This is a genomic window from Arthrobacter sp. TJ-270, assembly GCF_058269075.1.
The window spans coordinates 262,181-283,653 of the sequence record NZ_JBZCNB010000004.1 but is presented as its reverse complement, the minus strand read 5'-3'; the positions used below and the strand labels follow the sequence as shown (position 1 = coordinate 283,653).

Genomic DNA, 21,473 nt, shown 5'->3' with positions numbered 1-21,473 from the left:
GTCCATCGTGCAAGAGGCACAGCGGTCCTTGAGGTAGTCCGCGGGTGCCCCTGCCGTGGGCGCAGGAGAGCGTCAGTTCTGGGGGACAAGCCGCATCGAGATGGAATTGATGCAGTACCTCTGGTCAGTAGGCGTGCCGTATCCTTCGCCCTCGAAGACATGGCCGAGGTGTGAATCGCAGCGGGCGCAGCGAACCTCGATCCGCTCCATGCCGAGGGCACGATCCTTGATATACCGGACCCTGTCTTCGGCCAATGGCGCCCAGAACGAGGGCCATCCACAGTGTGAATCGAACTTCTCGTTACTGGTGAACAGCTCGTGGCCGCATGCCCGGCACTGATACACGCCTTTCGCGTGCGTGTCATGGTATTCGCCGGTGAACGGTCGCTCGGTGCCTGCCCGGCGGAGCACGTAGTACTCCTCAGGCGTCAGTTCCCGCCGCCATTCCTCGTCGCTCTTGTCGATGGGGGAGTTGTCAGTGCGTGGTGCGGATTCTGGTGTGCTCATGACTGGGTAAACGCCTAGGAGTCTCCGATAAATCCCGAGCCCGCATAAAGATGCAGGACGGGAACGCCAAGCTTGTCCTGCGCGCGGGTGGCCCAGTCCCTGTGGAGAGTGTCAGCCACCGCATGGGGCCGCGTGATTACCACGGCCTGGCGGGCTCCCCGTTCCCGAACCGTATTGACCACCATGTCGACGGCGCTTCCCCGGCCCGTCAGGCCATCGGCTTTCAGCCCGGCTGCCCTCAGGGCGTCGAGGGAGCTCTGCAGGGCATGATCGGCTGTGACACGAACCTCGTCGTCGCTGGGGCGGTGGGAAAGGCTCTGGAACGCCTCGCTGACTTCGAGCAGGCTCAGGTGGTGAAGGAACTCACCCAGCACGTTTGTGTGATGGTCCTCGGGCACCACCACCGTATAGGCAGTGTCACCGCCGTCGACCAGGGCGGAAAGATTAGCGGCGTCCGCCTCGGTCAGGGGGACTTCGGCGAGTACAACGATTGTTTCCTCCATATGCCAACCCTAGACCCCGGCACGGCCGCCTCCTAGGGTCAACGACACTCCGCGTGGGATTGTTCGCTTCCGCACCCTGCATTTGGGCAAGAATAGGGCTATGCCATTCACTTCTCCTCCGGCCGTTGCGGACCGTCAAGCGTGGCTTCGCTGGGCGGTACTCGGAATCGGCACCGGCGCCGCTGTCAGCTCCGTGATCGCGGGCGCCACTGCCGCGCTCGCCGCCCACTTCGCGAAAGAGGTGGTAAGCCCCCGCAAGCGTGACGAAAACCTCGCGATCCTTGCGGTTGTCCAAACCGGCGATGGCATGGAAGTGATTCTGCCCGCCAACGAGGACACCACGGTCGAAGGCACCTACAGCCTTTACTTCGACGAGGGCCGTGGGCACGCGCGGATTGGTGCCATACGGTCGTTCGTCCCGCGGGAGGGGACCGTGCAGCGTGAGGTGGAGGCCGTCTACTCCGGCGACATCCGGTCAGCAGTGCGCGGTTGGTGGAGCGGCGCTGTGTATCCAACGCCTTCCGCCCTCGGTTTCGCCGACGAACCCGTCGATGTGCCGGTCACAGGAGGAACTGCCCCGGCCTGGCTGGTGCGTGCAGAGACGCCGGCAGCCACCTGGGCGATCATGGTGCACGGTAGAGGAGTGCAGCGCTGCGAGGGGTTGCGGGCAGTGCGAACAGCACGGGAGCTGGGTATGACCAGCCTGCTGGTGTCCTACCGGAACGACGGCGAAGCGCCCCTCGCTGCCGACGGCAGGTACGGGCTCGGTATGACCGAGTGGCAGGATATCGAGTCGGCGATGGAGTACGCGTTCAACCACGGGGCCGAGGACGTTGTGTTGTTCGGCTGGTCGATGGGAGGTGCAATCTGCCTGCAGGCGGCCGATATATCGAAGTACCATACGCGGATCCGGGCCCTGGTGCTGGATGGGCCGGTGATCGACTGGATGGATGTGCTCACCCACCAGGCCGAGCTTAACCGTATCCCTGCACCGGCGGGCAGGCTCGGGCAGTGGCTCATCGCGAACAGCCTCGGCCGGGTCGTGACGGGACTGTCCACACCGGTGGACCTCAAGAGCATGGACTGGGTCTCCCGAGCCGACCAGGTGACTGTTCCGACCCTGATACTGCACAGCGAAGATGACGAATTCGTTCCCGTGGGGCCCTCCGCTGAGCTGGCTGAACGAAATCCCACGTTCGTCACTTTCGAGCGTTTCCACCGGGCGCGGCATACCAAGGAGTGGAACGTGGACTCCGAACGCTGGCACAACGTCACAGCCAACTGGCTGCGCCACCAGGTGTTCGGTCGTACTGAGCCGAAGCGGGCGCTAAGCCGCCCCTGACTCCCGGATCTTGCGCTTGATCCGGCCCAGCATCGCAGCCATGCCGCGCATGCGGAGCGGCGTTATTGCCCGCGTCAGACCAAGGCGTTCAGGGACGTCGTCGGGCACCGCGAGAATCTGGGCGGCCGGCAGCCCGTCCAGACCCTCCTGGAGGACACCGGCGAAACCACGCGTTGTAGGCGCCTCCGGAGGCGCTGAAAAGAACAGGGACACCGACCTCTCGGCGTCGTCAGCGATGTCGAGCGTGAGGAAGAGCGGGCTCTGACACTCAACGACCTGCTCCAGAAGCTCCGGGTGGTCCTTCAGGTGCTCGGGCAACGCGGGCAGTCCCCGGGAGAACTCAAGGAGCAACTGAAGCCGGTCCGGTTCGGACAGTGCCTGGAAATCGTCCACGATTTCGGCGAGCTGTAGGGGTAATGCGGTTGTCTCCACTGTGATCCTCACGACTGCCCCGGGCATGTGCCCGGGGCGACTTCAACTTGCTGGACGCGCTTACCGTCGCCCGGCGGGCACGGGCGCTACACCGGGTTCGGCGCCTTTCACGATCGGTACACGTACTACATTGCCCCACTCGGTCCAGGATCCGTCGTAGTTGCGCACATTCTCAAAACCAAGCAGGTGCTGGAGCACAAACCAGGTGTGGCTGGAACGCTCGCCGATACGGCAGTAGGCGACGACGTCGTCGCCCTCATTCAATCCTGCCTCACCGCGGTATATCACATCCAGTTCGTCGCGCGTACGGAAGGATCCGTCCTCCGCGGCAGCCCGGGCCCAGGGCACTGAAACCGCCGAAGGAATGTGTCCGCCGCGAAGCGCACCTTCCTCCGGATAAGCCGGCATGTGCGTACGGGCACCGGTGTACTCGTCAGTGGACCTTACGTCGATCAGCGGGTTACCGAAGTGATCCAGAACGTCTGAGAGGTACGCCCGGATAGGAGCGTCATTGCGTTCGACCACGGGGTAGTCCGTGAGCTCCGGCTGCGGCACGTCAGTGGTAAGGGGACGGCCCTCGGCGATCCACTTGTCGCGTCCACCGTCGAGCAGACGTACGTCTTCATGCCCGAACAGGGTGAAAACCCACAATGCGTAAGCGGCCCACCAGTTCGACTTGTCACCGTAGATCACAACGGTGCTGTCCCGGGAAATGCCCTTGGCCGACATCAGGCGGGCGAAACCTTCGCCGTCGACGTAATCACGGGTCACCTCGTCATTAAGGTCGGTGTGCCAGTCAATCTTGGCGGCGCCCTCAATATGGCCGGTCTCGTAAAGGAGTACATCCTCATCGGACTCAACAATGACGAGCCCGGGCGTATCAATATTGTCCGCGAGCCACTGGGTGGAGACGAGGCGCTCGGGGTGGGCATACTGGGCAAACTTCTCGTTGGGATCTGTTGCGACACTCATCCGTTGGGAGCCTTCCTGCATAGACGATTGCTCTTTCCCACCTAGCCTAACCACGCGTTCTGCCGATTGCTTCCGGTCAGGTCATAGGACGCCATATTGCCGGTGCCTGACCCGGAGGGTGCTCGGCAGCACCGGTGGGGTGCCCGCGAAGCGCGGATCCCGGTATATGGGGACATCGGTGATGCGGTTGCGTGGAAGGCTGCTGGCGTATCCTTGCCTAGCACGTCTTCCGACGGCGTGCTCCTTACGACCTCTGACGAAAGACGCACTCATCTGTGGCCACCATTGAGCACCTGACCCAACGATCGCCCCGGGTTTCGGTGGATGAACTGCTGGACGGTTTCTTCCCATCACAGCGATTCGGCGATGTGTCCTTCGAGTCCTACCGGCCCGATCCCCAGCAGCCGTCCCAGGCAGCGGCGGTCAAGGAGCTTCGACGCTTTGCCGCGACCGTGAATACGCCCAAGCCGAGCGGCCTGCGCAAGTTCTTCGGTGCAAAGCGGGACGAGAGCCGAGCCGGCATCTACATGGACGGCGGATTCGGAGTGGGCAAGACCCACCTCCTCGCGTCGCTCTGGCATGCCACTTCGGGCAAGAAGGCCTTCGGCACCTTCGTGGAATACACAAACCTCGTCGGTGCACTCTCCTTCAGGCACACCGTGGACGCCCTGAGCACCTACCAGCTGGTCTGCATCGATGAATTCGAGCTTGATGACCCGGGCGACACCGTGCTCATGTCCCGGTTGATGCGCGAGCTGGCCGACGCCGGTGTGAAGCTCGCAGCGACATCCAACACCCTGCCGGGATCGCTGGGGGAGGGCAGGTTCGCCGCCGTGGACTTCCAGCGGGAGATACAGGTCCTTGCGGACCAGTTCGACGTCATCAGAATTGACGGAGAGGACTACCGTCATCGGGGGCTTCCCGAAGCCCCCGCTCCGTTGACAGAACAGCAGGTGCGTCGTCGTGCACGAAACTTCCCGGACGATGTAACCGTCGCCGAAGACCATTTCGGGGACCTGATCAAGCACTTGGCGGGCGTTCATCCCAGCCGGTACCGGCAACTCATCGACGGTATCGACGCCGTTGCGTGGCATGAGGTGAAAACCATTACGGAACAGGCGGTCGCCCTGCGGTTCGTTGTGCTGGCTGACCGTCTCTACGACCGTGATGTGCCCATCCTCGCCAGCGGCGCCCCCTTGAGCGACCTCTTTACAACGGAGATGATGTCCGGCGGGCACATGAAGAAGTACTATCGCGCGGTTTCGCGTTTGACGGCGCTCGCTCGACAGGGCGGAGAGTCGGGCGCCTGAGTAACCGGTACTCCTGGGAAACCTCACCCGGTAAGACAAAGCGCCGACACTGCCTCTCGGCAGGGTCGGCGCCTTCTTGTCGTGCTAAAGGCTGTTATTGGGCGGAAGCGTCGGGGGAACCAGCCGGCCGCCGGCCGTCCCGACTGTCCACAGTGTCGACCATCGAGGAGGCCTTGGACTGAACAGAGGCGATCTTGTCGGAGTACTTGCCACCGGTTTTGCTGTCAATGAAACTGCCAGCGTGTCCGATGCTCTCCTTGATCTTCCCTGAATTCTTGCCCACGAGTCCGGCTGTCTTGTCCTTCAACTTTCCAGCCCTGCCTTTGAGCCCGTCAATTACAGACACAGACACCTCCTTTCTTTCCTGTGGAACCGGTTGTTCCACCGCATCAACCATCATAAGGAGCCGGTCACCCGCGGCCAAGGGATCTGACTTTCGCCCTGAGCGTGATCCGTCTTGCCGCGGGAGGGGCACTATGAGAGCCTAAGCGGGCCAAGCCGGCACCGGACGAGGTGCGTCGTACCCGGGGAGCGAAAAGACGGCGCTTGAGGAGCGGATCGACCATGGCATGGGTGGTACTGGTTGTGTCGGGAGTACTCGAGGCCGTGTGGGCTACTGCGCTCGGGAAGTCCGATGGTTTCAGCAAGATAGGTCCGACGGTTGTTTTTGCGGTCGCGCTGGTGTTGAGCATGGCCGGTCTTGCCTGGGCCATGCGCACCCTGCCGACTGGCACAGCCTATGCAGTGTGGGTTGGCATCGGAGCGGCGTTGACGGTCACCTACGCAATGCTCTTCGACGGGGAGGCTGCTTCCCTGCTGAAGGTCCTGTTGGTGCTTGGAATTGTCGGCTGCGTCATAGGGCTGAAGGTTATCCAGTGAGTTTCGCGCCCGGAAAACAAGCAGGCTCCATCCGGGAGGATGAAGCCTGCTTGTCGATTATCAGAGCGGACGACGGGATTCGAACCCGCGACATCCACCTTGGCAAGGTGGTGCTCTAGCCAGCTGAGCTACGTCCGCGAAAAGGCGCCTCTCATGGAGGCGCCCTGGGTGGGCGATACTGGGATCGAACCAGTTTACGTACACACAAGGCGACACTGAGTGGCAGTAGGTAAAAGCCGTTCTGACTAGCACCTTCGCTAAACAGTATCGCCTGACATTGCTGGACGCAAGTTGACACGAAATGACACTCTTATTGCACGTATGTTGCACGGACTAAGGGGAGTGTCATGGCACGTCGAAGCTTTGGAGCAATCAGGAAGTTGCCCTCTAAGCGCTTCCAAGCCAGCTACACCGGCCCCGATCTGCAACGGCACGTCGCACCGACCACCTTTGAAACGAAGATGGACGCAGAGGGCTGGCTAGTCGGTATCCGTCGCACCATCGAACGCGACGAATGGACCGGGGGCACTCCTGCCAAGAAAGCCGCCCGGACCTTCGGTGAATACTCGCGCACCTGGCTAGATCAGCGCACCCTTGCCGACCGCACCCGGCATCACTACTCCAAGCTGCTCGAAAATCAGTTGAACCCGACGTTCTCAACCGTCCCGCTGAAAGCCATCACCGCGCCTCTCGTGCGCGACTGGCACGCCGAGCTGGGCAGTGCCACACCGACGCTGCGGGCGCACGCCTACGGGCTATTGAGGACGATCCTCCAGACTGCCGTAGAGGATGAACTGATCCCGGTAAACCCCTGCCATATCCGTGGCGCTGGCAACTCCAAGCGCGTCCACAAGATCAAGCCGGCCACATTGCAGCAGATCGAAACCCTTGTCAGTTCAATGCCCGAAAAGTACCGAGCGCTGACCCTGCTCGCCGCCTGGTGTGGGCTGCGGTTTGGTGAACTAACCGAGCTGCGCCGTGACGACGTGGACCTAAAGCGCGGCGAACTGCACGTCCGCAGGGCTGTCTATCGCGTCAATGGCCGCGCCGAAGTGGGCAAGCCGAAGTCTGACGCCGGTATCCGTGACGTGTCGATCCCGCCGCACCTACTGCCACTTGTAGCCGAGCACATAGAGAAGTTTGCGGCACCCGGCAGGAAAGGGCTGGTATTCCCCACGGTGACCGGGGACCACCTAGCACCTAGCACGCTCTACAAGTCGTTCTACAAGGCCCGCAGTGCAGCAGGCCGGGAGGATCTGCGCTGGCACGATCTACGGCACACAGGGGCGGTCCTGGCAGCTTCCACGGGCGCCACACTGGCCGAGCTTATGGCCCGCTTGGGTCACTCCACATCATCGGCAGCGCTTCGCTATCAGCACGCCGCTGACGGAAGAGACGCGGCTATTGCTAAGCGACTCTCTGAACTTGTGAACGGTTGACGGCCCGGACAAGCTAACCAAAAACTGTGGACAGTTCCCGGATAACGGTGGATAAGTCTTGTGAATTGGCCCGAATTTTCTGTGGATGGGCCTCTAGTTGTGGCGGAATATCAACGGATCAGGCATGTTTTTCCGTCACCGCCACTTCACGCGACACATCTTGGGGTCGGCGAAGTGCGGTGTTCCCGTTCTATATAGATTGATAAGAGATGCGGACATGACCGGAAACAAGCATTCACGGTAGGACGAATCTCCAAAAGCAGAACCGCATGATCCGAAGTTTGGCGACAGGGGATCATGCGGTTCACCGAAACTCCTGTAAGGAAATTTCTGTGCCCCAGCATACAACCAAGAACCCGCAGACCTCGCCCAATTTCGGAAGACTTGCCGAAGGTGCCGATCGTGCCAAGTGCAGCGAGCGGACTATCCGCCGCTACATATCGCAAGGACTCCTGACCGGCTACCGAATCGGCCCCCGCCAGATCCGCATAGACCTCAACGAGCTGGACGCACTGTTCACCACCATTCCAACAGCGGGCGAATAGTGAACGCGGCGGAATACCAGACCTGGCTGTCCCAGTTCGTCCGCTCAACCGTCGCGGCCATGGAAGTCGAAAACTACCGACGCTCGCCGGGATCTTCCTACATCCCGCGCAAGGGTGACCGCAGATATGCGGCGGTGAGCGCATAAACATGCTGACCAAAAGTCACCCTGAAACGATGCCCGATCCACTCGACAGCGCGTTCGCGGCCAGTTGGCTTACAGATCAGATCCTCCCCGCGGTGGAGTACGTCGTTCCCGGCGTCATTCCCGAAGGCCTCACCCTCCTGGTAGCACCGCCGAAGATCGGCAAGTCATGGATGGTCCTCGGACTGGGAGTGGCTGCTGCTACCGGCGACCTCGCGTTTGGCTCCATCCCCGTCGATCACCGTCCCGTCCTCTACCTTGCACTGGAGGACGGGACACGGCGTCTTCAATCCCGTCTGCGCACCCTCGGAGTCACGACCGGCCCGCGCAACCTCCATTTCATGACCGAAGTACCTGCGGGGCCAGCAGTCACCATCGCCACGTTCCTAGAGCGCAACGCGGAACGCAAGCCGCTAGTCATCCTCGACACGCTCGGCAAGGTTCGAGGCACCTATGGCGGGAACGACGCCTACGGCAACGACTACAGCCAAATGTCCCAACTCAAGGACCTAGTGGACCGGCACCCTGGATCGTCCCTGATCGTCGTGCACCACACCAACAAGGGGGAGAAGTCCGACTTCCTCGACAGCGTTTCGGGTACGCAAGGATTGGCCGGCGCTGCTGACAGCATCCTCCTGATTCAGAGGGACCGGCAGACCGAAAGCTCCACCTTGCACGTCACATCCCGCGACGCCAAGGAAGGCCAGTACTCACTCAGTCTCACCGATGGAACTTGGAAGCTCGACGGCTCAAGCCTCAAAGAAGCCGCCGAAGCGCTACGCAATAGGGAAGTAACCGAAGGCGTGGGGGATCAGATGGCGGAGGTCATCGGACTGGTCAACAAATACCCGGAAGGGATGAAACCCAAGGATCTAGCTACCTTGCTGCACTTGGATGACGCTAAAGCCCGCCTGTACCTGCGCAGAGCCTATGAGTCTGGGCGCATCGCCAACCCTAAGCGGGGCCTCTATACGCCTGTAACTACTGAAACATCTGTAACTATCCCTCTCGAAACGACCGCCGAAAGTATCACAAGTAACAGTAGTTACACCCTCATACGGGAGGCATCATGACCGAGCAACCCCCGCAGCCGAGCCCATTGGACGGCCTAAGTCGTTCGGAGCTTAAGACCGCCGCACTCGCCTGGCTGGGTAAGGCGAAGGATTGCCACCAACGCGCACGCAAAGCAGAGGCCAAGCTGGCAGCCGCTGAAGTTGAGCTTGCCCTGTACCGCGCACGTGAGAGGCGGGAGTCATGAGCGCCAGCTTCGAGTACACACGCGGCGACGACTACGGGAACATCTTTCTCCCTCGCGTCTGGCCACCCATGGTCACCGATGAGCAGTACCGGTATCTCGGATACCTCCATGCCACGGCTGTAGAACGCGGAGACGCCGACATGGCAAGCCCGCACGGTGTAGCCGGTGGATGGAACCTCACCGCCTACCCGGAGACGTTCGAGAAGCTCGCCGGCATCGCAACAGCAATCCTCAACAAGGACTACAAGCCGTACCTGACATACAAGGGGGAAGAACAATGAGCAAGAAAATCAACCACCGTTTCGCACTGGCCATGACCAAACTCCAGTACACCGACCCAGAAGCCCACGCCGCCATACAGGAGAAGTTCGAGGACTTCAGGGCATACACCCGGTCGTTGCATCGGCGCACACTCGCCGCCGAGAACCGCAAGCGTGAAGGGGCCGACGAGTGAACCGGCCTTGCATTGAGTGTGGAGAACCTGGAGAGAACGCACGCTGCACCGATTGCTCCACCGAGAACAGGAAGCAGTACGGCAACAGTAAGAGGTCGAACGCTGCTGATAGGGGATACGACCGCAGGTGGCGCAAGCTCTCCGAACGGGCACGCCGTATTCAGCCATGGTGCACAGACTGCGGCACACCGGAAAGGCTCACCGCTGACCATAGTCCCGAAGCATGGGAAGCCTACGAAGCAGGTAAGCCGATCACGCTGGATCTGATCGACGTCGTATGCAACGCCTGCAACATCGACCGGGGATCCAGCAGACCTGGGGGGAGGAGGTCAACCGAGACGGGCGCGACCTCCGGTCGGCAGGCAAAGAGCGCAAGTATTGCGAGTGATTCTCATTAGGCCGGGGAAGAAAGCCTCTGTAAACGACGATCCGCTGATATTTGGCACCCGTGCAATCGGTGCTGAGGGGTTCGCCCGATTCACGGAGAAATTCATCTTTACACCGAAGGGGACCGGGGCGCGTAAGCCGATGAAACTGCGGCCATGGCAGGTGGATCTGGTGGGCTCTGTGCTTGATCCTGTGCAGCGTCCTAGGACTGCGGGCTGGATGATGCCGAGAGGTCAGGGAAAGTCCACACTGGTAGCCGCCCTGGGGCTCTATGACCTGATGCTCGGTGAAGAGGGCGCGTCCGTCGTCGTGGCTGCGGTGGATGAACGGCAGGCGGGGATCGTGTTCAAGACCGCCGCCCGCATGGTGGAGCTGTCGGAAGACCTCGAATCACGGGTACAGGTATATGCAGACCGCCTTGTGGTGCCTGGCCGTGGCGCATCATTCCAAGTGTTGCCAGCCTCGCCGGCCTCGCTTGAAGGACTCGATCCAACCCTGGCAATTGTGGACGAGATAGGCGTTGTCCGCCGTGACGTGTGGGAGGTCATCGCGCTGGCACAAGGCAAGCGTGAACAGTCAACCCTGATCGGTATTGGCACGCCCGGCCCTGATCCTCACAACAGCGTTCTAACCGATCTACGGGACTACAACCGGGCGCACCCTGAGGACAAGTCACTGGTGTGGCGGGAGTTCTCCGCTGCTGGCTTCGAGGACCATCCGGCTGATTGCGTTCACTGCCTGGAGCTGGCTAACCCGGCGCTCGATGACTTCCTCCACCGTGATGCTGTGCAGGCACTGCTACCGCCAAAAACTCGAGAATCGACATTTAGGCGGGCGCGGTTGTGCCAGTTCGTCAGTGAAACGTCGGGCGGCTTCCTGCCTGAGGGCAAGTGGGATGCACTGGCCACGGGTGAAGACGTACCGGACGGCTCCGATGTCGTCGTTTCCCTGGATGGTTCGTTCAACTCCGATGCCACGGCGGTGCTGGTGGCCACGGTTGGAATACAGCCTCATATCGACGTTGTGGGGATCTGGGAACCGCCAGTCGGTGACCCGTCCTACAGGGTGCCGGTGGAGGACGTGGAGGACGCGATCCGGGCAGCGTGCAAGCGGTGGAACGTGGTCGAGATTATCGCGGACCCGTTCCGGTGGACACGTACCTTGCAGGTGCTCGAAAAAGAGGGCCTGCCCATTGTCGAGTTTCCGTGGTCAACCTCGCGCATCACCCCGGCAACAACCGACTTCTACAACGCGTGCATCAACGGCGCACTAACCCATTCCGGGGATAAGGACATGGCCCGGCATATCGGAAATGCCGTGGTTGTGGAGTCGGTTCGCGGTGTCCGCCTGGACAAGTCACGGCGGGGATCGACACGGCACATAGACGCTGCTGCTGCTGCGCTGATGGCCCATTCAAGAGCCACATGGAGAGCTATGAGAAAACAGAAAAAACGACGTGTAGGGAGTTTCAAATGAGTGATGTTTTGACAGGTCTTATTCAGAGGATTGACGAGAACGCGGGAAGGTACGCCCGCCTGGACACGTACTACAAGGGCAGCTCTCCACTGACCTTCCTCTCACCGGAGGCGCGGGAAGCACTGGGGGAAAGGTTCGGTGTCATGGGCTCGAATCTGTGCCGGCTGGCTGTCACGTCCCTGACTGAACGGCTGAGGGTTACAGGCTTCACAGTGGACGGTTCCCCGGCTGAGGATCTGTGGGCTGACTGGATCCGTAACGACTTGGATCAGGTGGCATCCGTGGCGCACCGGGAGGCGCTGATCCTTGGCTCCGCTTTCGTGATCGTATGGGCCAATCCTGAGGGCAACCCGTCGATCAGTGTGGAGTCCGCCCGGCAGGTGGCAGTCGTCCGTGATCCTGGCAGCAGGAAGATTATTGCTGGCCTGAAGCGGTGGGAGACGAAAACCACCACGGAGGCAGTCCTGTATGAGGCGGACAAGATCGCCCGACTAAGGGCCAACCACCTAGGTGCTGTCGGTTCCGCCATGGGCGTGGTCGAGGTGCTGGACAACCCGCTGGGCGTCCCGCCGATTGTGGAGCTGAAGAACAACGACAGGCTACTCGACGGCGGAACTTCCGAGATGACTGACCTGATGCCGTTGCAGGACGCTCTGAACAAGCTGCTGGCGGACATGATGGTGGGCTCTGAGTATTACGCCCGCCCGCGCCGCTGGGCGTCCGGCGTGGAACTGATCGAGGAAGACGTACTGGACGACAGCGGAAACCCGACCGGCGAAGTCAAGACCGTGAACCCGTTCCCGGAAGGCAACCGCATGATGATTGCGGAAGACCCCGGCGCGAAGTTTGGCCAGCTACCCGCCGCCGACCTCGCCAGCTACAAGTCAGCTATCGAAGTAATCGTCTCTCAGATGCAGGCCGTTTCCGGGCTCCCTGCGCATTACGTCGGCGTGACCTCGAATCAACCGCCGTCCGCCGATGCTCTGAGGGCTGCTGAGGCGTCCCTGACGGCACGGGCGGAACAGCGGCAGCAGGTCTTCGGCAGAGCGTGGGAGGACGTTGCGAAGCTCGCGCATGCTGTCAGGACCGGGCTGGACCCGCAGCGGTCGAATGTCCGCGTTACCTGGGCGGACCCTGCCACCCGCTCGATTGCACAGGAAGCGGACGCTGTGGTGAAGCTCTACGGTGCCGGGTTGTTGCCGGCGTCGTATGCCCTGGCCCGGCTTGGTTACTCAGAGGACGAAGTGAAGGCCATCCGCACGGCACGCCGGGCTGAGGCGCTGGACAGCACCGGAACCGACCTTGCAGCGCTGGTGTCCTAATGAATACCGAAACGATGGCGAAGTTTGCCCAACAGGTGGAGGACAGCCTGAAGGCCGTCCACAACCGACTCGACGCCGGGCAGATCGGCATGGAGGAGTTCATCTTCCTGGCTACTGCGCTGCTGATAAGGGCGAAGGCTAAGGGCGTGAGTCTCGCGGACCTCGCGGTGGCCGCTGAACTGTCGGCGCTCCGTGGTATCGCGGTCCCTGCTGCTGGCTTGAGCGTGCCGGATGGCGTGGAGATGGCCGCTGCACGGGCTGTAGAGGACACGGTTAGCTCCGACCAGTACAAGGCCAACGCGGTGGCTGCTGTCGCCGTTCTGGGGCGCTCACAAGCACTAGAGGCAGTGCAGGACTCATACGGTGAAGCGCTGCGGCAGCAGGGCGTCCAAGGCTGGTCCCGCGTGCTCAATGCCGGGGCGTGCGAACTGTGCCAAGACCTCGCCGATGGTGTTCTGCCGTCCTCCACACCCATGTACCACCACAAGGGCTGCGGTTGCAGCCAGAAACCCGTAGAAATGGAGCAAAATAATGACTGACCTTACCGCCGCTGATGGAACGCCCGAAGAGGTATTGCCCGGCGCTCCAGCCGTAACCGCCCACGAAGATCCCGAGCCCGTACAGGAGGAAACCACGGAGGAAGAACCGGAAACTTTCCCCCGTGATTACGTGGAGAAACTGCGCAAGGAATCAGCCGGTTACCGTGACCGGGCCAAGCGCGCCGATGACCTCGCGCACCGGCTGCACACTGCGCTGGTGACCGCCACGGGCAAGCTGGCAGACCCTACTGACCTGCCGTTCGATGAGAGCCACCTGGAGGACTCAGAAAGCCTCACGCAGGCCATTGAGGGGCTGCTGGAGCGTAAACCGCACCTTGCCAACCGGAAGCCTCGCGGCGACGTAGGGCAGGGCGTGACGCCCGTCTCAGATACGGTGGACCTCGCCGGGCTACTTCGAGCCCGCGCTAGCTAAGGGGAGAGCAATGACACGTAGATACACCTTCGGAGCACTGGACAAGCGCAACACTGACGCAACCACAACAGTTGTTGAGGCAGACGATTACGAACTGAGCGAGGGCTTCGTTACCTTCACCCGAGGCGGCAGGAAGTTCCTGAGCCTGCCGTATTCCAAGGTTGGAGTTATTGCGGAACTGACGGACGACAATCAGTTGCCTATCAACCCTGCGAAATAGTACCCCCAGGGGGTATACTGAAGGGGATGGGCCTGGCGCTCATCCCCTTCGCTCGTCCCGGTGGCCAGCGTGAAAACCAGAAACCTTTCACGTTAGGAACACACCATGACGCTTGACACCACTACCGGCGCACCGCTCATCCGTGAGCAGGTCGCCAATATCCTTGTCCAGCCGCTTGAGGCCGCATCCGTCGTCCTTGCCGCTGGCCCGCAGATCTTCAACTCATCCGAGCCGCTGCGCCTGCCGACACTCACCGGCTCCACCGATCCGTCCTGGGTCGCTGAAAACGGACTCATCCCTGACAGCGACGTGACGTTCGGGGAGATCAACCTGATGCCCTCAGATCGGAAGTCGATCAAGGCGCTGACCAAGTTCTCCAATGAGATGGCCCGCCAGTCAGCTATCGGCCTCGACGCCGTACTGAAGGCCCGCATCGTCAACGACGTGGCCAACAAGCTCGACACGGCACTGCTCACCGGAGACGGCCTGAACAAGACCGTGACCGGCATTATCAATCAGACCGGCGTGCAGACCGGAGTCCTCGACACCGCGAACGCTGACGGCTTCCTCGATGCTCTCGCACTCGCTGCGGCTGCTGAGGTCACCCCGAACCGCTGGCTGATGTCCGGTGCTGACTTCTTCAGCATCCGCAAGCTGAAGGACACAAGCGGAAAGTACCTGCTGGAGTCCGATATCACCGCCGGCACAACCTATCGCCTGTTTGGTATCCCTGTCAGCGTCACCAACAAGCTCCCTGCGGGTAAGGCAGTCCTGGCCGATATGAAGCAGGTTGCAGTCGTCCGCGACATTGACCCTTCGGTGACGGTCCTCTCCGAGCGTTACGCCGAGTTCGATCAGCAGGCCATCCGCGTGGTCACCCGTTACGACCTGGGCCTGATTCACCCGGAGGGCGTCGTAGTCCTCACCGCTGCGCCGGCGGTCTAATCGTGTCCGTCCTCTACGGTGAACTGCCTTACCCGAACGGGCAAGACGTGGCCGACTTCATGGGTCAGGGCGACAACACTGAGCTTGTCGCCCTGGCAGGGAAGCATCTGCCGGTCATGAAGGCAATGGCGGGCGCTTATACCCGTGGTGGAGGCTTCACTGAGACTGGGATCAACAAGGAAATTGCTGCGGTCATCATGACGACCACAGTCCGGCTGCTGGCCAACCCGGAGCAGATCGACTATCAGGTCGGTGGCACCCGGTTAGGGCGTGGCTTCCAAGGCTGGTCACTCGCTGAGACGTTCGTCCTGAACCGATACCGGAAGAGGTCAGCATGATCTATCACGACCGGATCGAAACCATCGAGCGGGTCAACACAGGGGAGTACGACCGCTACGGGAACGAGATATTCACGGACGTTTCGTCGCAGCACCGGGCGGAAGTTCAACCCCTCAACAGTTCCGAGACTGTAGATGCCGGCGTGACCGTCCACACCCGTTACAGGGCGTTCCTGCCGCCTAGTGTCGAGCTGGGCTCATCCGGGGCGGTCTACTGGGACGGCAAGAAATACGAGGTGGAAGGCGACGTCGAGACACACAAGGTACTTGGTCGCCTCCATCACCGGGAAGTCGTGTTGCACCGCGTCACCGGATAACAAGGATTGCGTCAACGTCACCCCCGACTTCTTAGTCTCTTTCTAGGCCGGATACGGGAACGATGGACAGGAAAGATCCGGGGTGCCGGAATCTCTGCCAGCCCAGCGCAAAAAGGTCAGGCCCCCCAGCGTTGTCTGGAGGGCCTGACCTTTTAGTTCGTAAAAGTCGATTTATGAAGCGGAGCTGATGGTCTTCACTTCGTACCAGCGGGGTCCGTGTGTCCGCTCCAGATCCGCAAGGAGCTCGGAAGCCGCTACGCCGCGCTCATGGGCCATGTCGCCGAACTCGCGGACAGTGGCGGGAAGCTTGGTGATGGTGTTCATGATGAGACCTTTTCGTTTGATGGGAACTGCCACCGTAAACGAATTGCACATATGTTGCACGTTGCCTGTCAGATTCCCCTAAATTCGCCTCTGACTAGGCATTTTACTGGTGGGCGATACTGGGATCGAACCAGTGACCTCTTCCGTGTCAGGGAAGCGCGCTACCGCTGCGCCAATCGCCCAGGTCTTGCAATTCACCGTATGGAGGTGGGGACGGGATTCGAACCCGCGTATACGGCTTTGCAGGCCGCTGCCTCGCCTCTCGGCCACCCCACCGTGACCCACCGAAGCAGGATCACCGGCCGAAGCCAGCGAATACAGTGACTTGCGAGCGGACGACGGGATTCGAACCCGCGACATCCACCTTGGCAAGGTGGTGCTCTAGCCAGCTGAGCTACGTCCGCAGAGAAAATCGCCGAGCGTCAGGAGGTTTCCCTACTGCCTTCGGCGTCTTTCCAACGAGTAAAAACAATATCGGAGGAAGACAGGTTCGTCCAATTGGGAAGCGCACGGAGCGCCTCCCCCGGCTTCCGCCGTTATGCGGTATGGGCCGCAGAACATTCTCTCCGATGCAGAAGTGTCATACAGGGATGACACACTTGAAGCATGACCGAGCCGCTCCTCGCGCACGCCACAGAACGCGGGCGCATGTATTCCAGATCCGTTTCGGAGCCACCCCTGGTCCCTTCCATCACGACCGTCATCTCGCAGGCACAGAATTCATCGCTCGATGGCTGGTTCGGGTACATGGCCGCCAGTGCCCTTGCGCAGGATCCACGTCTCGCCTCATCGCTGGGAAATCCAAGTGAGATGCGCGCCGTCATCCAGGATGCATCGAAGGCCGCTGAACGCTACCGGAATGACGCAGCGCGGCGGGGGACAAGGGTCCACTACTACTGTGAGCAGGTGGCCTTGCGGGATCTCGGCCGACCGCATCGCGTCGAGGAAGCCCGCACTGATCTTGCCCAGCACGGGGAAGATGCCTTCGCTGCACGGTTCGACGAATGGTGGGACCTCTACCAAGTCAGGCCGATAGCTCCCGAGATCACGGTCTGGAACTCAGAACTGGGTTATGCAGGCACCCTTGACCTCGTGGCCAGCATCGCCGGTCGGTTGTGCATCCTCGACTTCAAGACCCGCGCCACCGACAGGGACGGAATGGTGAAACCGCTTGATGAGAAGGTGGTGATGCAGCTCGTTGCCGGTATGAAAGCGCAGGAGTCGCTGGTAAACCCACAAACCGGCACCTGGGAACCATGGAAATACGGCAACGACCCCATCCTGCTCGGCGTGGCAATCGGCCAGACCGAGGTGCGGGCGCACCGCGCCAACCCGGATGTGCTCAAGGAACACTGGTTCAAGTTCTGCGCTCTCCGGCGCGCATGGGAAGCCGGTGGCAACGCTGCCGGCGCCGGTCGGCCTCTCCTTGCAGTGCCGCCGCCGCCCCGATCGGCTGAGGTGGTTCCTGTGGAAGAACCTGCCCGTATGGAACACGAGCCGAAAGCTGCCAGTCCGGGCTACGGCGGCCACACAGGTGCCCCGGCCCATTCGATGGGCAGCTGAGGACCCCGCCTGGCCTAGAATTGACCAAGCGTTTTGGAAGTGGGCGCCGGCCCATCAGTGGACCTGGCCCTCCGACGCCGCTTCGAATCAATTTCCCATGACAACAGGTGAGGACGCACAACCGGATGGCGGTTCTGAGTATCAGGATGATCGGGGATCCCGTACTGCGGACGCCCGCGGCAGAGGTGACCGAGTACGGTCCTGACCTGGCCCGGTTGGTGCAGAACATGGTTGAGACCATGCACAGTGTCAACGGAGCAGGTCTCGCGGCCCCCCAGGTCGGAGTGGGGCTGCGTGTTTTCACGTATGCAATCGACGGGGAGGAGGGGCATGTCGTCAATCCTGTGTTGACCCTCTCCGATGGACTCCAGACCGATGATCAGGAAGGCTGCCTCTCAGTCCCCGGTATCGGTTTCGCACTTCCACGCGCCGATGAAGTCCAGCTTCGGGGGTTCGATGTCACCGGACGCCCCGTTTTCCTTGAAGCTACGGGCATGCTTGCACGGTGTTTCCAGCATGAGACGGATCATCTGAACGGCCGTCTCTACATCGACCGGTTGCAGGGAGAAGATCGCCGTACTGCGATGCGCGCCCTTCGGCACTCCCAGTACACTGCGGTCACTTCGGAGACCCTGAACAAGCGCTCCACAACAGTCGGATCGGTATTCGGTATCGGTGCGCACGCACAGGAACACAAGGAAACCGGCGCATGAGAATACTTTTCGCCGGAACGCCACAGGTCGCGGTGCCATCATTGAGCGAACTCCGACGGGCCGGTCACGAGGTGGCTGCCGTCCTCACCCGCGAAGACGCCCCTACAGGCCGGAAGAAAGTCCTCACGCCCAGTCCTGTTGCACGTGCAGCGTCCGATGCCGGCCTTGAAATCATCAAGGCCAACCGCATCGACCCGCCGGTCATCTCGCGTCTCGCCGCGCTGGACCTGGATGCGGCGGCGGTCGTCGCCTACGGCGGTCTTGTTCCACCAGGTGCCCTCGAAGTGCCTCGGCATGGTTGGATCAACCTGCATTTCTCCCTGCTACCCGCCTGGCGCGGCGCCGCACCCGTGCAGCACGCCCTGATCAACGGGGATGACATAACAGGTGCCTCCACGTTCCTCCTTGAGCAGGGTCTGGACACCGGGCCCGTCTTCGGTACGCTGACGGAGGCCGTCCGGCCTGAAGATACGAGCGGCGCCCTCCTTGAGCGCCTGTCGGAGACCGGTGCCGTCCTTCTCGCCCAAACCCTGTCCGCTTTGGAGCAGGGTCGCGCCGTTGCAGTGCCCCAGCAGGGGGAGGTGTCCCTCGCGCCGAAGCTCTCAAGCGCTGACGGGCGTATCCGGTGGAGTGATCCTGCGCTTGCCATCAAGCGCCGGATCAGCGGCGTGACACCCGAACCGGGAGCGTGGACGCTCCTGGGCGGTCAGCGCTTCAAACTTGGACCGGTGGTCCTCCGTCCCGAGGTCCAGGAGGTTCCTCCCGGCGTCGTTCTCGAACGGGACGGAGTGGTGCTTGTGGGAACGGGCTCACACGCCGTGGAACTCACGGAAGTCCAGCCCGCAGGACGTACCATGCAAGCCGCGCCCGACTGGTTCCGCGGAGCACGCCAAGAGGATCTGGAGTTCGCATGACACCCGAACATCGCCCGGGAGGGCCAAACCGGCGCAACGAGCGGGGAAGGGAGCGCAACCGGTCCGGTACCCGCCAATTTTCCGCGACGGCGCCGGCTGAACGTACCCGTAGAGCGGACCCTGCGCGTCTGGTTGCCTTCGAGGTCCTTCGTGCTGTTGCTGCTGAGGACGCGTACGCCAACCTGGTACTGCCGGCCAGCATCCGTAAGCACCGGCTAGGCCGCCAGGACGCAGGGTTCGCCACTGAGTTGGCGTACGGCGCGCTCAGGGGCCAGGGCACCTACGACGCCATCCTCGAGCTGTGCGTTGACCGTCCGCTCGTCCAGCTCGATCCGGCTATCCTTGACGCTCTGCGTCTGGGTGTCCACCAGTTGATGGCCATGCGGGTGCCGCCCCACGCTGCGCTCGATCAGACCGTGGGCCTCGCGAGAGCCGTGATCGGAGCCGGACCCTCCTCGCTGACGAACGCGGTGCTCCGGAAGGTTTCCCGCAAGTCTTTCGCAGAGTGGCTGGAGGTGCTGACCGAAGGCGTCGAGGATCCGATTCGAGTCAGCTCCCTCCGACACAGCCACCCGGAGTGGATCGTCCGCACCATGAGGCAGAGCCTCGTAGGGCACGGGCGTTCCGTTTCCGAGATCGATGACCTGCTTGAGGCAGACAACGCTGCGCCCATCGTCAATCTGGTCGCGCTGCCCGGAATCGGATCACTCGATGAGGCTATGGAAACCGGTGCCCGCGCCGGGGAATTCGTGGAAGGGTCGGCACTCTACGCCTCTGGTGATGTTGGGCGGCTCGAATCCGTCCGGTCAGGCAGGGTCAGGGTGCAGGACGCCGGGTCCCAGGTCGTTGCACGTGCACTGGCCGCCGTCGAGCTCGACCGTTCCGGACGCGACAGCGAGGACTGGTTGGATCTCTGCGCCGGTCCCGGCGGTAAATCGGCCCTGCTCGCCGCGATCGCTGCCCAGCGCGGGCACGCCCTGGTAGCGAACGAACCCGCCGAACATCGTGCGGCCCTCGTTCGGCAGGCGCTTGCAGCGGTGGATCCCGCCGTCTGGAGCGTACGGGTGGGCGACGGCCGTACCATCGGGGAGGCATACCCGAATGGCTTCGACCGCATTTTGGTCGATGCGCCGTGTACGGGGCTAGGCGCACTGCGCCGCAGGCCCGAGGCACGGTGGCGTCGTAAGCCGTCGGATCTGGCGGAATTGGGGCCGCTGCAGCGCGCCCTCCTGTCGGAGGCACTCGACATTGTGCGACCGGGCGGGGTGGTGGCGTATGTAACCTGCTCTCCGCATCCCGCCGAAACAACCGCCGTCGTTCAGGACGGTCTTCGCGGCAGGGACGGGTTCTCGCTGATCGATGCCGGTGACGTACTCGATGGTGTGAGCAAGAGCGGTTCCCTGCAGGCGGGCCACGACATGACGGCACAACTGTGGCCGCATGTTCACGGCACCGACGCCATGTTCCTTGCCCTCATCCGCCGGGCAGCGGTCTAGCTTCAGCACGAAGGACGCCACCCTCAACGAAAGGTCGAGTATGAAAGCCTGCTGTATCCACCCGAGCATTCTGTCGGCGGACTTCGTCAATCTACAGTCCGAGCTGGAACGCATCTCCACTGCGGACGCGGTGCATGTGGATGTGATGGACAACAGCTTCGTTCCGAATCTGACCCTGGGGCTTCCGGTGGTGAAGCGCATTCAGGCGGTGAGCCCCGTTCCGCTGGACGTTCACCTCATGATTGACGACGCCGACCGCTGGGCCACCGAGTACGCCGCCGCCGGGGCAGCATCGGTGACGTTCCACGCCGAAGCCGCGCAGGCCCCAATCCGGCTGGCTCGCGAATTGCGCTCAGCAGGCTCCCGCGCCGGTATGGCGCTGCGCCCGGCAACCCCGGTCGACCCCTATCTGGACATGCTCGGTGAGCTGGACATGCTGCTCATCATGACGGTGGAGCCCGGGTTCGGCGGGCAGTCCTTCCTTGACTCGACGCTCCCGAAGATCCGGCGCGCCGCCGACGCTATCCGCGGCGGGGACTTGCCCGTTGCCATCCAGGTCGACGGGGGTATCACCGAAGAAACCATAGTTCGCGCGGCAGAGGCCGGCGCCACGGTGTTCGTTGCGGGTTCATCCGTCTATGGTGCCGACAATCCGGCAGCTGCGATCGCCGGGCTTCGGCAGGCCGCCTCCTGACCGCGACC

The 21,473-nt window shown here is 62.1% G+C and carries 29 protein-coding genes, 4 tRNA genes and 1 riboswitch; of the genes, 23 read left to right on the top strand and 10 right to left on the bottom strand.

What is annotated here, in order from left to right:
• Positions 1-72 precede the first annotated feature (72 nt).
• Positions 73-507 carry a peptide-methionine (R)-S-oxide reductase MsrB gene (gene msrB / locus AC4D2M_RS10420; RefSeq protein ID WP_490891702.1) on the bottom strand — a complete coding sequence of 145 codons (435 nt, stop codon included), beginning with the start codon at positions 505-507 and terminating at the stop codon, positions 73-75.
• Positions 508-521: 14 nt separating this feature from the next.
• The gene (locus AC4D2M_RS10415; protein ID WP_490891701.1) at positions 522-1,010 is read right to left on the bottom strand and encodes a hypothetical protein; all 489 of its coding nucleotides are present in this window, start codon (positions 1,008-1,010) and stop codon (positions 522-524) included.
• A 100-nt stretch (positions 1,011-1,110) separates the two neighbouring features.
• Here AC4D2M_RS10415 and AC4D2M_RS10410 point away from each other — a divergent pair, with 100 nt between their 5' ends.
• Positions 1,111-2,352 (top strand): alpha/beta hydrolase family protein, encoded by a 1,242-nt coding sequence (locus tag AC4D2M_RS10410; RefSeq protein ID WP_490891700.1) that lies wholly within the window; start codon positions 1,111-1,113, stop codon positions 2,350-2,352.
• Here AC4D2M_RS10410 and AC4D2M_RS10405 read toward each other — a convergent pair.
• Positions 2,338-2,784: a SufE family protein gene (locus AC4D2M_RS10405; RefSeq protein ID WP_490891699.1), complete on the bottom strand. Its 447-nt coding sequence runs from the start codon at positions 2,782-2,784 to the stop codon at positions 2,338-2,340. The genes AC4D2M_RS10410 and AC4D2M_RS10405 overlap by 15 nt on opposite strands.
• Positions 2,785-2,844: 60 nt before the next feature.
• Positions 2,845-3,756, bottom strand: a complete 912-nt coding sequence (locus tag AC4D2M_RS10400; protein WP_490891697.1) for a sulfurtransferase — start codon at positions 3,754-3,756, stop codon at positions 2,845-2,847.
• 275 nt (positions 3,757-4,031) lie between these two features.
• Between AC4D2M_RS10400 and zapE the strand changes: the two genes are divergently transcribed.
• A complete protein-coding gene (zapE, locus tag AC4D2M_RS10395; RefSeq protein ID WP_490891695.1) occupies positions 4,032-5,066 on the top strand; it encodes a cell division protein ZapE in 1,035 nt (344 codons plus the stop codon).
• Positions 5,067-5,160: 94 nt separating this feature from the next.
• Here zapE and AC4D2M_RS10390 read toward each other — a convergent pair whose 3' ends face one another.
• Entirely contained in the window at positions 5,161-5,412 is a 252-nt protein-coding gene (locus AC4D2M_RS10390; protein ID WP_490891694.1) for an antitoxin, read from the bottom strand.
• A gap of 137 nt (positions 5,413-5,549) precedes the next feature.
• A riboswitch (guanidine-III (ykkC-III) riboswitch) is annotated at positions 5,550-5,615 on the top strand.
• A 15-nt stretch (positions 5,616-5,630) separates the two neighbouring features.
• Here AC4D2M_RS10390 and AC4D2M_RS10385 point away from each other — a divergent pair.
• Positions 5,631-5,945, top strand: a complete 315-nt coding sequence (locus AC4D2M_RS10385; RefSeq protein ID WP_490891693.1) for a DMT family transporter — start codon at positions 5,631-5,633, stop codon at positions 5,943-5,945.
• A gap of 64 nt (positions 5,946-6,009) precedes the next feature.
• On the opposite strand, the gene AC4D2M_RS10380 is transcribed toward AC4D2M_RS10385, so the two are convergent.
• A tRNA-Gly gene (locus AC4D2M_RS10380) sits at positions 6,010-6,083 on the bottom strand.
• Positions 6,084-6,292: 209 nt separating this feature from the next.
• Between AC4D2M_RS10380 and AC4D2M_RS10375 the strand changes: the two genes are divergently transcribed.
• From AC4D2M_RS10375 to AC4D2M_RS10305, 15 genes are all read left to right on the top strand, one after another.
• Entirely contained in the window at positions 6,293-7,384 is a 1,092-nt protein-coding gene (locus tag AC4D2M_RS10375) for a tyrosine-type recombinase/integrase (protein WP_490891691.1), read from the top strand.
• Positions 7,385-7,716: 332 nt separating this feature from the next.
• Positions 7,717-7,929 carry a helix-turn-helix domain-containing protein gene (locus AC4D2M_RS10370; RefSeq protein WP_490891689.1) on the top strand — a complete coding sequence of 71 codons (213 nt, stop codon included), beginning with the start codon at positions 7,717-7,719 and terminating at the stop codon, positions 7,927-7,929.
• Positions 7,929-8,075, top strand: a complete 147-nt coding sequence (locus AC4D2M_RS10365; RefSeq protein ID WP_490891687.1) for a hypothetical protein — start codon at positions 7,929-7,931, stop codon at positions 8,073-8,075. Before AC4D2M_RS10370 ends, AC4D2M_RS10365 begins: the two co-directional genes overlap by 1 nt.
• Before the next feature lie 29 nt (positions 8,076-8,104).
• Entirely contained in the window at positions 8,105-9,145 is a 1,041-nt protein-coding gene (locus AC4D2M_RS10360; RefSeq protein ID WP_490891686.1) for an AAA family ATPase, read from the top strand.
• Complete coding sequence (locus AC4D2M_RS10355) at positions 9,142-9,330, top strand: hypothetical protein (protein ID WP_490891685.1); 189 nt, start codon at positions 9,142-9,144, stop codon at positions 9,328-9,330. Before AC4D2M_RS10360 ends, AC4D2M_RS10355 begins: the two co-directional genes overlap by 4 nt.
• Positions 9,327-9,611, top strand: coding sequence for a hypothetical protein (locus AC4D2M_RS10350; RefSeq protein WP_490891684.1), 285 nt, complete (start codon positions 9,327-9,329; stop codon positions 9,609-9,611). Before AC4D2M_RS10355 ends, AC4D2M_RS10350 begins: the two co-directional genes overlap by 4 nt.
• Positions 9,608-9,784: a hypothetical protein gene (locus tag AC4D2M_RS10345; RefSeq protein WP_490891683.1), complete on the top strand. Its 177-nt coding sequence runs from the start codon at positions 9,608-9,610 to the stop codon at positions 9,782-9,784. Before AC4D2M_RS10350 ends, AC4D2M_RS10345 begins: the two co-directional genes overlap by 4 nt.
• Positions 9,785-10,312: 528 nt before the next feature.
• Complete coding sequence (locus tag AC4D2M_RS10340) at positions 10,313-11,647, top strand: terminase large subunit domain-containing protein (protein ID WP_490891682.1); 1,335 nt, start codon at positions 10,313-10,315, stop codon at positions 11,645-11,647.
• Positions 11,644-12,969: a phage portal protein gene (locus AC4D2M_RS10335; protein WP_490891681.1), complete on the top strand. Its 1,326-nt coding sequence runs from the start codon at positions 11,644-11,646 to the stop codon at positions 12,967-12,969. The genes AC4D2M_RS10340 and AC4D2M_RS10335 overlap by 4 nt, the downstream gene beginning before the upstream one ends.
• Positions 12,969-13,508, top strand: a complete 540-nt coding sequence (locus AC4D2M_RS10330) for a hypothetical protein (RefSeq protein ID WP_490891679.1) — start codon at positions 12,969-12,971, stop codon at positions 13,506-13,508. Before AC4D2M_RS10335 ends, AC4D2M_RS10330 begins: the two co-directional genes overlap by 1 nt.
• Positions 13,501-13,941 (top strand): hypothetical protein, encoded by a 441-nt coding sequence (locus AC4D2M_RS10325; RefSeq protein WP_490891678.1) that lies wholly within the window; start codon positions 13,501-13,503, stop codon positions 13,939-13,941. The genes AC4D2M_RS10330 and AC4D2M_RS10325 overlap by 8 nt, the downstream gene beginning before the upstream one ends.
• A 10-nt stretch (positions 13,942-13,951) precedes the next feature.
• On the top strand, positions 13,952-14,161 hold the full coding sequence (locus AC4D2M_RS10320; protein WP_490891676.1) for a hypothetical protein: 210 nt from the start codon (positions 13,952-13,954) through the stop codon (positions 14,159-14,161).
• A 105-nt stretch (positions 14,162-14,266) separates the two neighbouring features.
• Positions 14,267-15,106, top strand: coding sequence for a phage major capsid protein (locus tag AC4D2M_RS10315; RefSeq protein WP_490891674.1), 840 nt, complete (start codon positions 14,267-14,269; stop codon positions 15,104-15,106).
• Positions 15,107-15,108: 2 nt separating this feature from the next.
• Positions 15,109-15,444, top strand: coding sequence for a hypothetical protein (locus AC4D2M_RS10310; protein WP_490891673.1), 336 nt, complete (start codon positions 15,109-15,111; stop codon positions 15,442-15,444).
• Positions 15,441-15,761, top strand: a complete 321-nt coding sequence (locus AC4D2M_RS10305; protein WP_490891672.1) for a hypothetical protein — start codon at positions 15,441-15,443, stop codon at positions 15,759-15,761. Before AC4D2M_RS10310 ends, AC4D2M_RS10305 begins: the two co-directional genes overlap by 4 nt.
• A 171-nt stretch (positions 15,762-15,932) precedes the next feature.
• Here the strand turns inward: AC4D2M_RS10305 and AC4D2M_RS10300 are convergent, their stop codons facing one another.
• From AC4D2M_RS10300 to AC4D2M_RS10285, 4 genes are all read right to left on the bottom strand, one after another.
• A complete protein-coding gene (locus AC4D2M_RS10300) occupies positions 15,933-16,085 on the bottom strand; it encodes a hypothetical protein (protein ID WP_490891670.1) in 153 nt (50 codons plus the stop codon).
• Between the two features lie 107 nt (positions 16,086-16,192).
• Positions 16,193-16,267 (bottom strand) — tRNA-Val (locus AC4D2M_RS10295).
• A 20-nt stretch (positions 16,268-16,287) separates the two neighbouring features.
• A tRNA-Cys gene (locus AC4D2M_RS10290) sits at positions 16,288-16,361 on the bottom strand.
• A gap of 54 nt (positions 16,362-16,415) precedes the next feature.
• Positions 16,416-16,489, bottom strand: a tRNA-Gly gene (locus AC4D2M_RS10285).
• 202 nt (positions 16,490-16,691) lie between these two features.
• Between AC4D2M_RS10285 and AC4D2M_RS10280 the strand changes: the two genes are divergently transcribed.
• From AC4D2M_RS10280 to rpe, 5 genes are all read left to right on the top strand, one after another.
• The gene (locus AC4D2M_RS10280) at positions 16,692-17,648 is read left to right on the top strand and encodes a cytochrome (RefSeq protein WP_490891669.1); all 957 of its coding nucleotides are present in this window, start codon (positions 16,692-16,694) and stop codon (positions 17,646-17,648) included.
• 125 nt (positions 17,649-17,773) lie between these two features.
• Positions 17,774-18,361, top strand: coding sequence for a peptide deformylase (gene def / locus AC4D2M_RS10275; protein WP_490891668.1), 588 nt, complete (start codon positions 17,774-17,776; stop codon positions 18,359-18,361).
• A complete protein-coding gene (fmt, locus tag AC4D2M_RS10270; RefSeq protein WP_490891666.1) occupies positions 18,358-19,275 on the top strand; it encodes a methionyl-tRNA formyltransferase in 918 nt (305 codons plus the stop codon). Before def ends, fmt begins: the two co-directional genes overlap by 4 nt.
• On the top strand, positions 19,272-20,771 hold the full coding sequence (locus tag AC4D2M_RS10265; protein ID WP_490891665.1) for an RsmB/NOP family class I SAM-dependent RNA methyltransferase: 1,500 nt from the start codon (positions 19,272-19,274) through the stop codon (positions 20,769-20,771). The genes fmt and AC4D2M_RS10265 overlap by 4 nt, the downstream gene beginning before the upstream one ends.
• A 40-nt stretch (positions 20,772-20,811) precedes the next feature.
• Positions 20,812-21,465, top strand: coding sequence for a ribulose-phosphate 3-epimerase (rpe, locus tag AC4D2M_RS10260; RefSeq protein ID WP_490891664.1), 654 nt, complete (start codon positions 20,812-20,814; stop codon positions 21,463-21,465).
• Positions 21,466-21,473 lie beyond the last annotated feature (8 nt).

Bases quoted from the DNA above. Each gene is read 5' to 3' on its own strand.
- AC4D2M_RS10335 (WP_490891681.1), top strand. From the start codon at position 11,644: ATGAGTGATGTTTTGACAGGTCTTATTCAGAGGATTGACGAGAACGCG.
- AC4D2M_RS10320 (WP_490891676.1), top strand. From the start codon at position 13,952: ATGACACGTAGATACACCTTCGGAGCACTGGACAAGCGCAACACTGAC.
- AC4D2M_RS10300 (WP_490891670.1), bottom strand. From the start codon at position 16,085: ATGAACACCATCACCAAGCTTCCCGCCACTGTCCGCGAGTTCGGCGAC.
- AC4D2M_RS10340 (WP_490891682.1), top strand. From the start codon at position 10,313: ATGAAACTGCGGCCATGGCAGGTGGATCTGGTGGGCTCTGTGCTTGAT.
- AC4D2M_RS10410 (WP_490891700.1), top strand. From the start codon at position 1,111: ATGCCATTCACTTCTCCTCCGGCCGTTGCGGACCGTCAAGCGTGGCTT.
- msrB (WP_490891702.1), bottom strand. From the start codon at position 507: ATGAGCACACCAGAATCCGCACCACGCACTGACAACTCCCCCATCGAC.
- AC4D2M_RS10350 (WP_490891684.1), top strand. From the start codon at position 9,327: ATGAGCGCCAGCTTCGAGTACACACGCGGCGACGACTACGGGAACATC.
- AC4D2M_RS10355 (WP_490891685.1), top strand. From the start codon at position 9,142: ATGACCGAGCAACCCCCGCAGCCGAGCCCATTGGACGGCCTAAGTCGT.
- AC4D2M_RS10375 (WP_490891691.1), top strand. From the start codon at position 6,293: ATGGCACGTCGAAGCTTTGGAGCAATCAGGAAGTTGCCCTCTAAGCGC.
- AC4D2M_RS10280 (WP_490891669.1), top strand. From the start codon at position 16,692: ATGACCGAGCCGCTCCTCGCGCACGCCACAGAACGCGGGCGCATGTAT.
- AC4D2M_RS10385 (WP_490891693.1), top strand. From the start codon at position 5,631: ATGGCATGGGTGGTACTGGTTGTGTCGGGAGTACTCGAGGCCGTGTGG.
- rpe (WP_490891664.1), top strand. From the start codon at position 20,812: ATGAAAGCCTGCTGTATCCACCCGAGCATTCTGTCGGCGGACTTCGTC.
- AC4D2M_RS10305 (WP_490891672.1), top strand. From the start codon at position 15,441: ATGATCTATCACGACCGGATCGAAACCATCGAGCGGGTCAACACAGGG.
- AC4D2M_RS10325 (WP_490891678.1), top strand. From the start codon at position 13,501: ATGACTGACCTTACCGCCGCTGATGGAACGCCCGAAGAGGTATTGCCC.
- fmt (WP_490891666.1), top strand. From the start codon at position 18,358: ATGAGAATACTTTTCGCCGGAACGCCACAGGTCGCGGTGCCATCATTG.
- AC4D2M_RS10330 (WP_490891679.1), top strand. From the start codon at position 12,969: ATGAATACCGAAACGATGGCGAAGTTTGCCCAACAGGTGGAGGACAGC.
- AC4D2M_RS10360 (WP_490891686.1), top strand. From the start codon at position 8,105: ATGCCCGATCCACTCGACAGCGCGTTCGCGGCCAGTTGGCTTACAGAT.
- AC4D2M_RS10400 (WP_490891697.1), bottom strand. From the start codon at position 3,756: ATGAGTGTCGCAACAGATCCCAACGAGAAGTTTGCCCAGTATGCCCAC.
- def (WP_490891668.1), top strand. From the start codon at position 17,774: ATGGCGGTTCTGAGTATCAGGATGATCGGGGATCCCGTACTGCGGACG.
- AC4D2M_RS10265 (WP_490891665.1), top strand. From the start codon at position 19,272: ATGACACCCGAACATCGCCCGGGAGGGCCAAACCGGCGCAACGAGCGG.
- AC4D2M_RS10415 (WP_490891701.1), bottom strand. From the start codon at position 1,010: ATGGAGGAAACAATCGTTGTACTCGCCGAAGTCCCCCTGACCGAGGCG.
- AC4D2M_RS10315 (WP_490891674.1), top strand. From the start codon at position 14,267: ATGACGCTTGACACCACTACCGGCGCACCGCTCATCCGTGAGCAGGTC.
- AC4D2M_RS10345 (WP_490891683.1), top strand. From the start codon at position 9,608: ATGAGCAAGAAAATCAACCACCGTTTCGCACTGGCCATGACCAAACTC.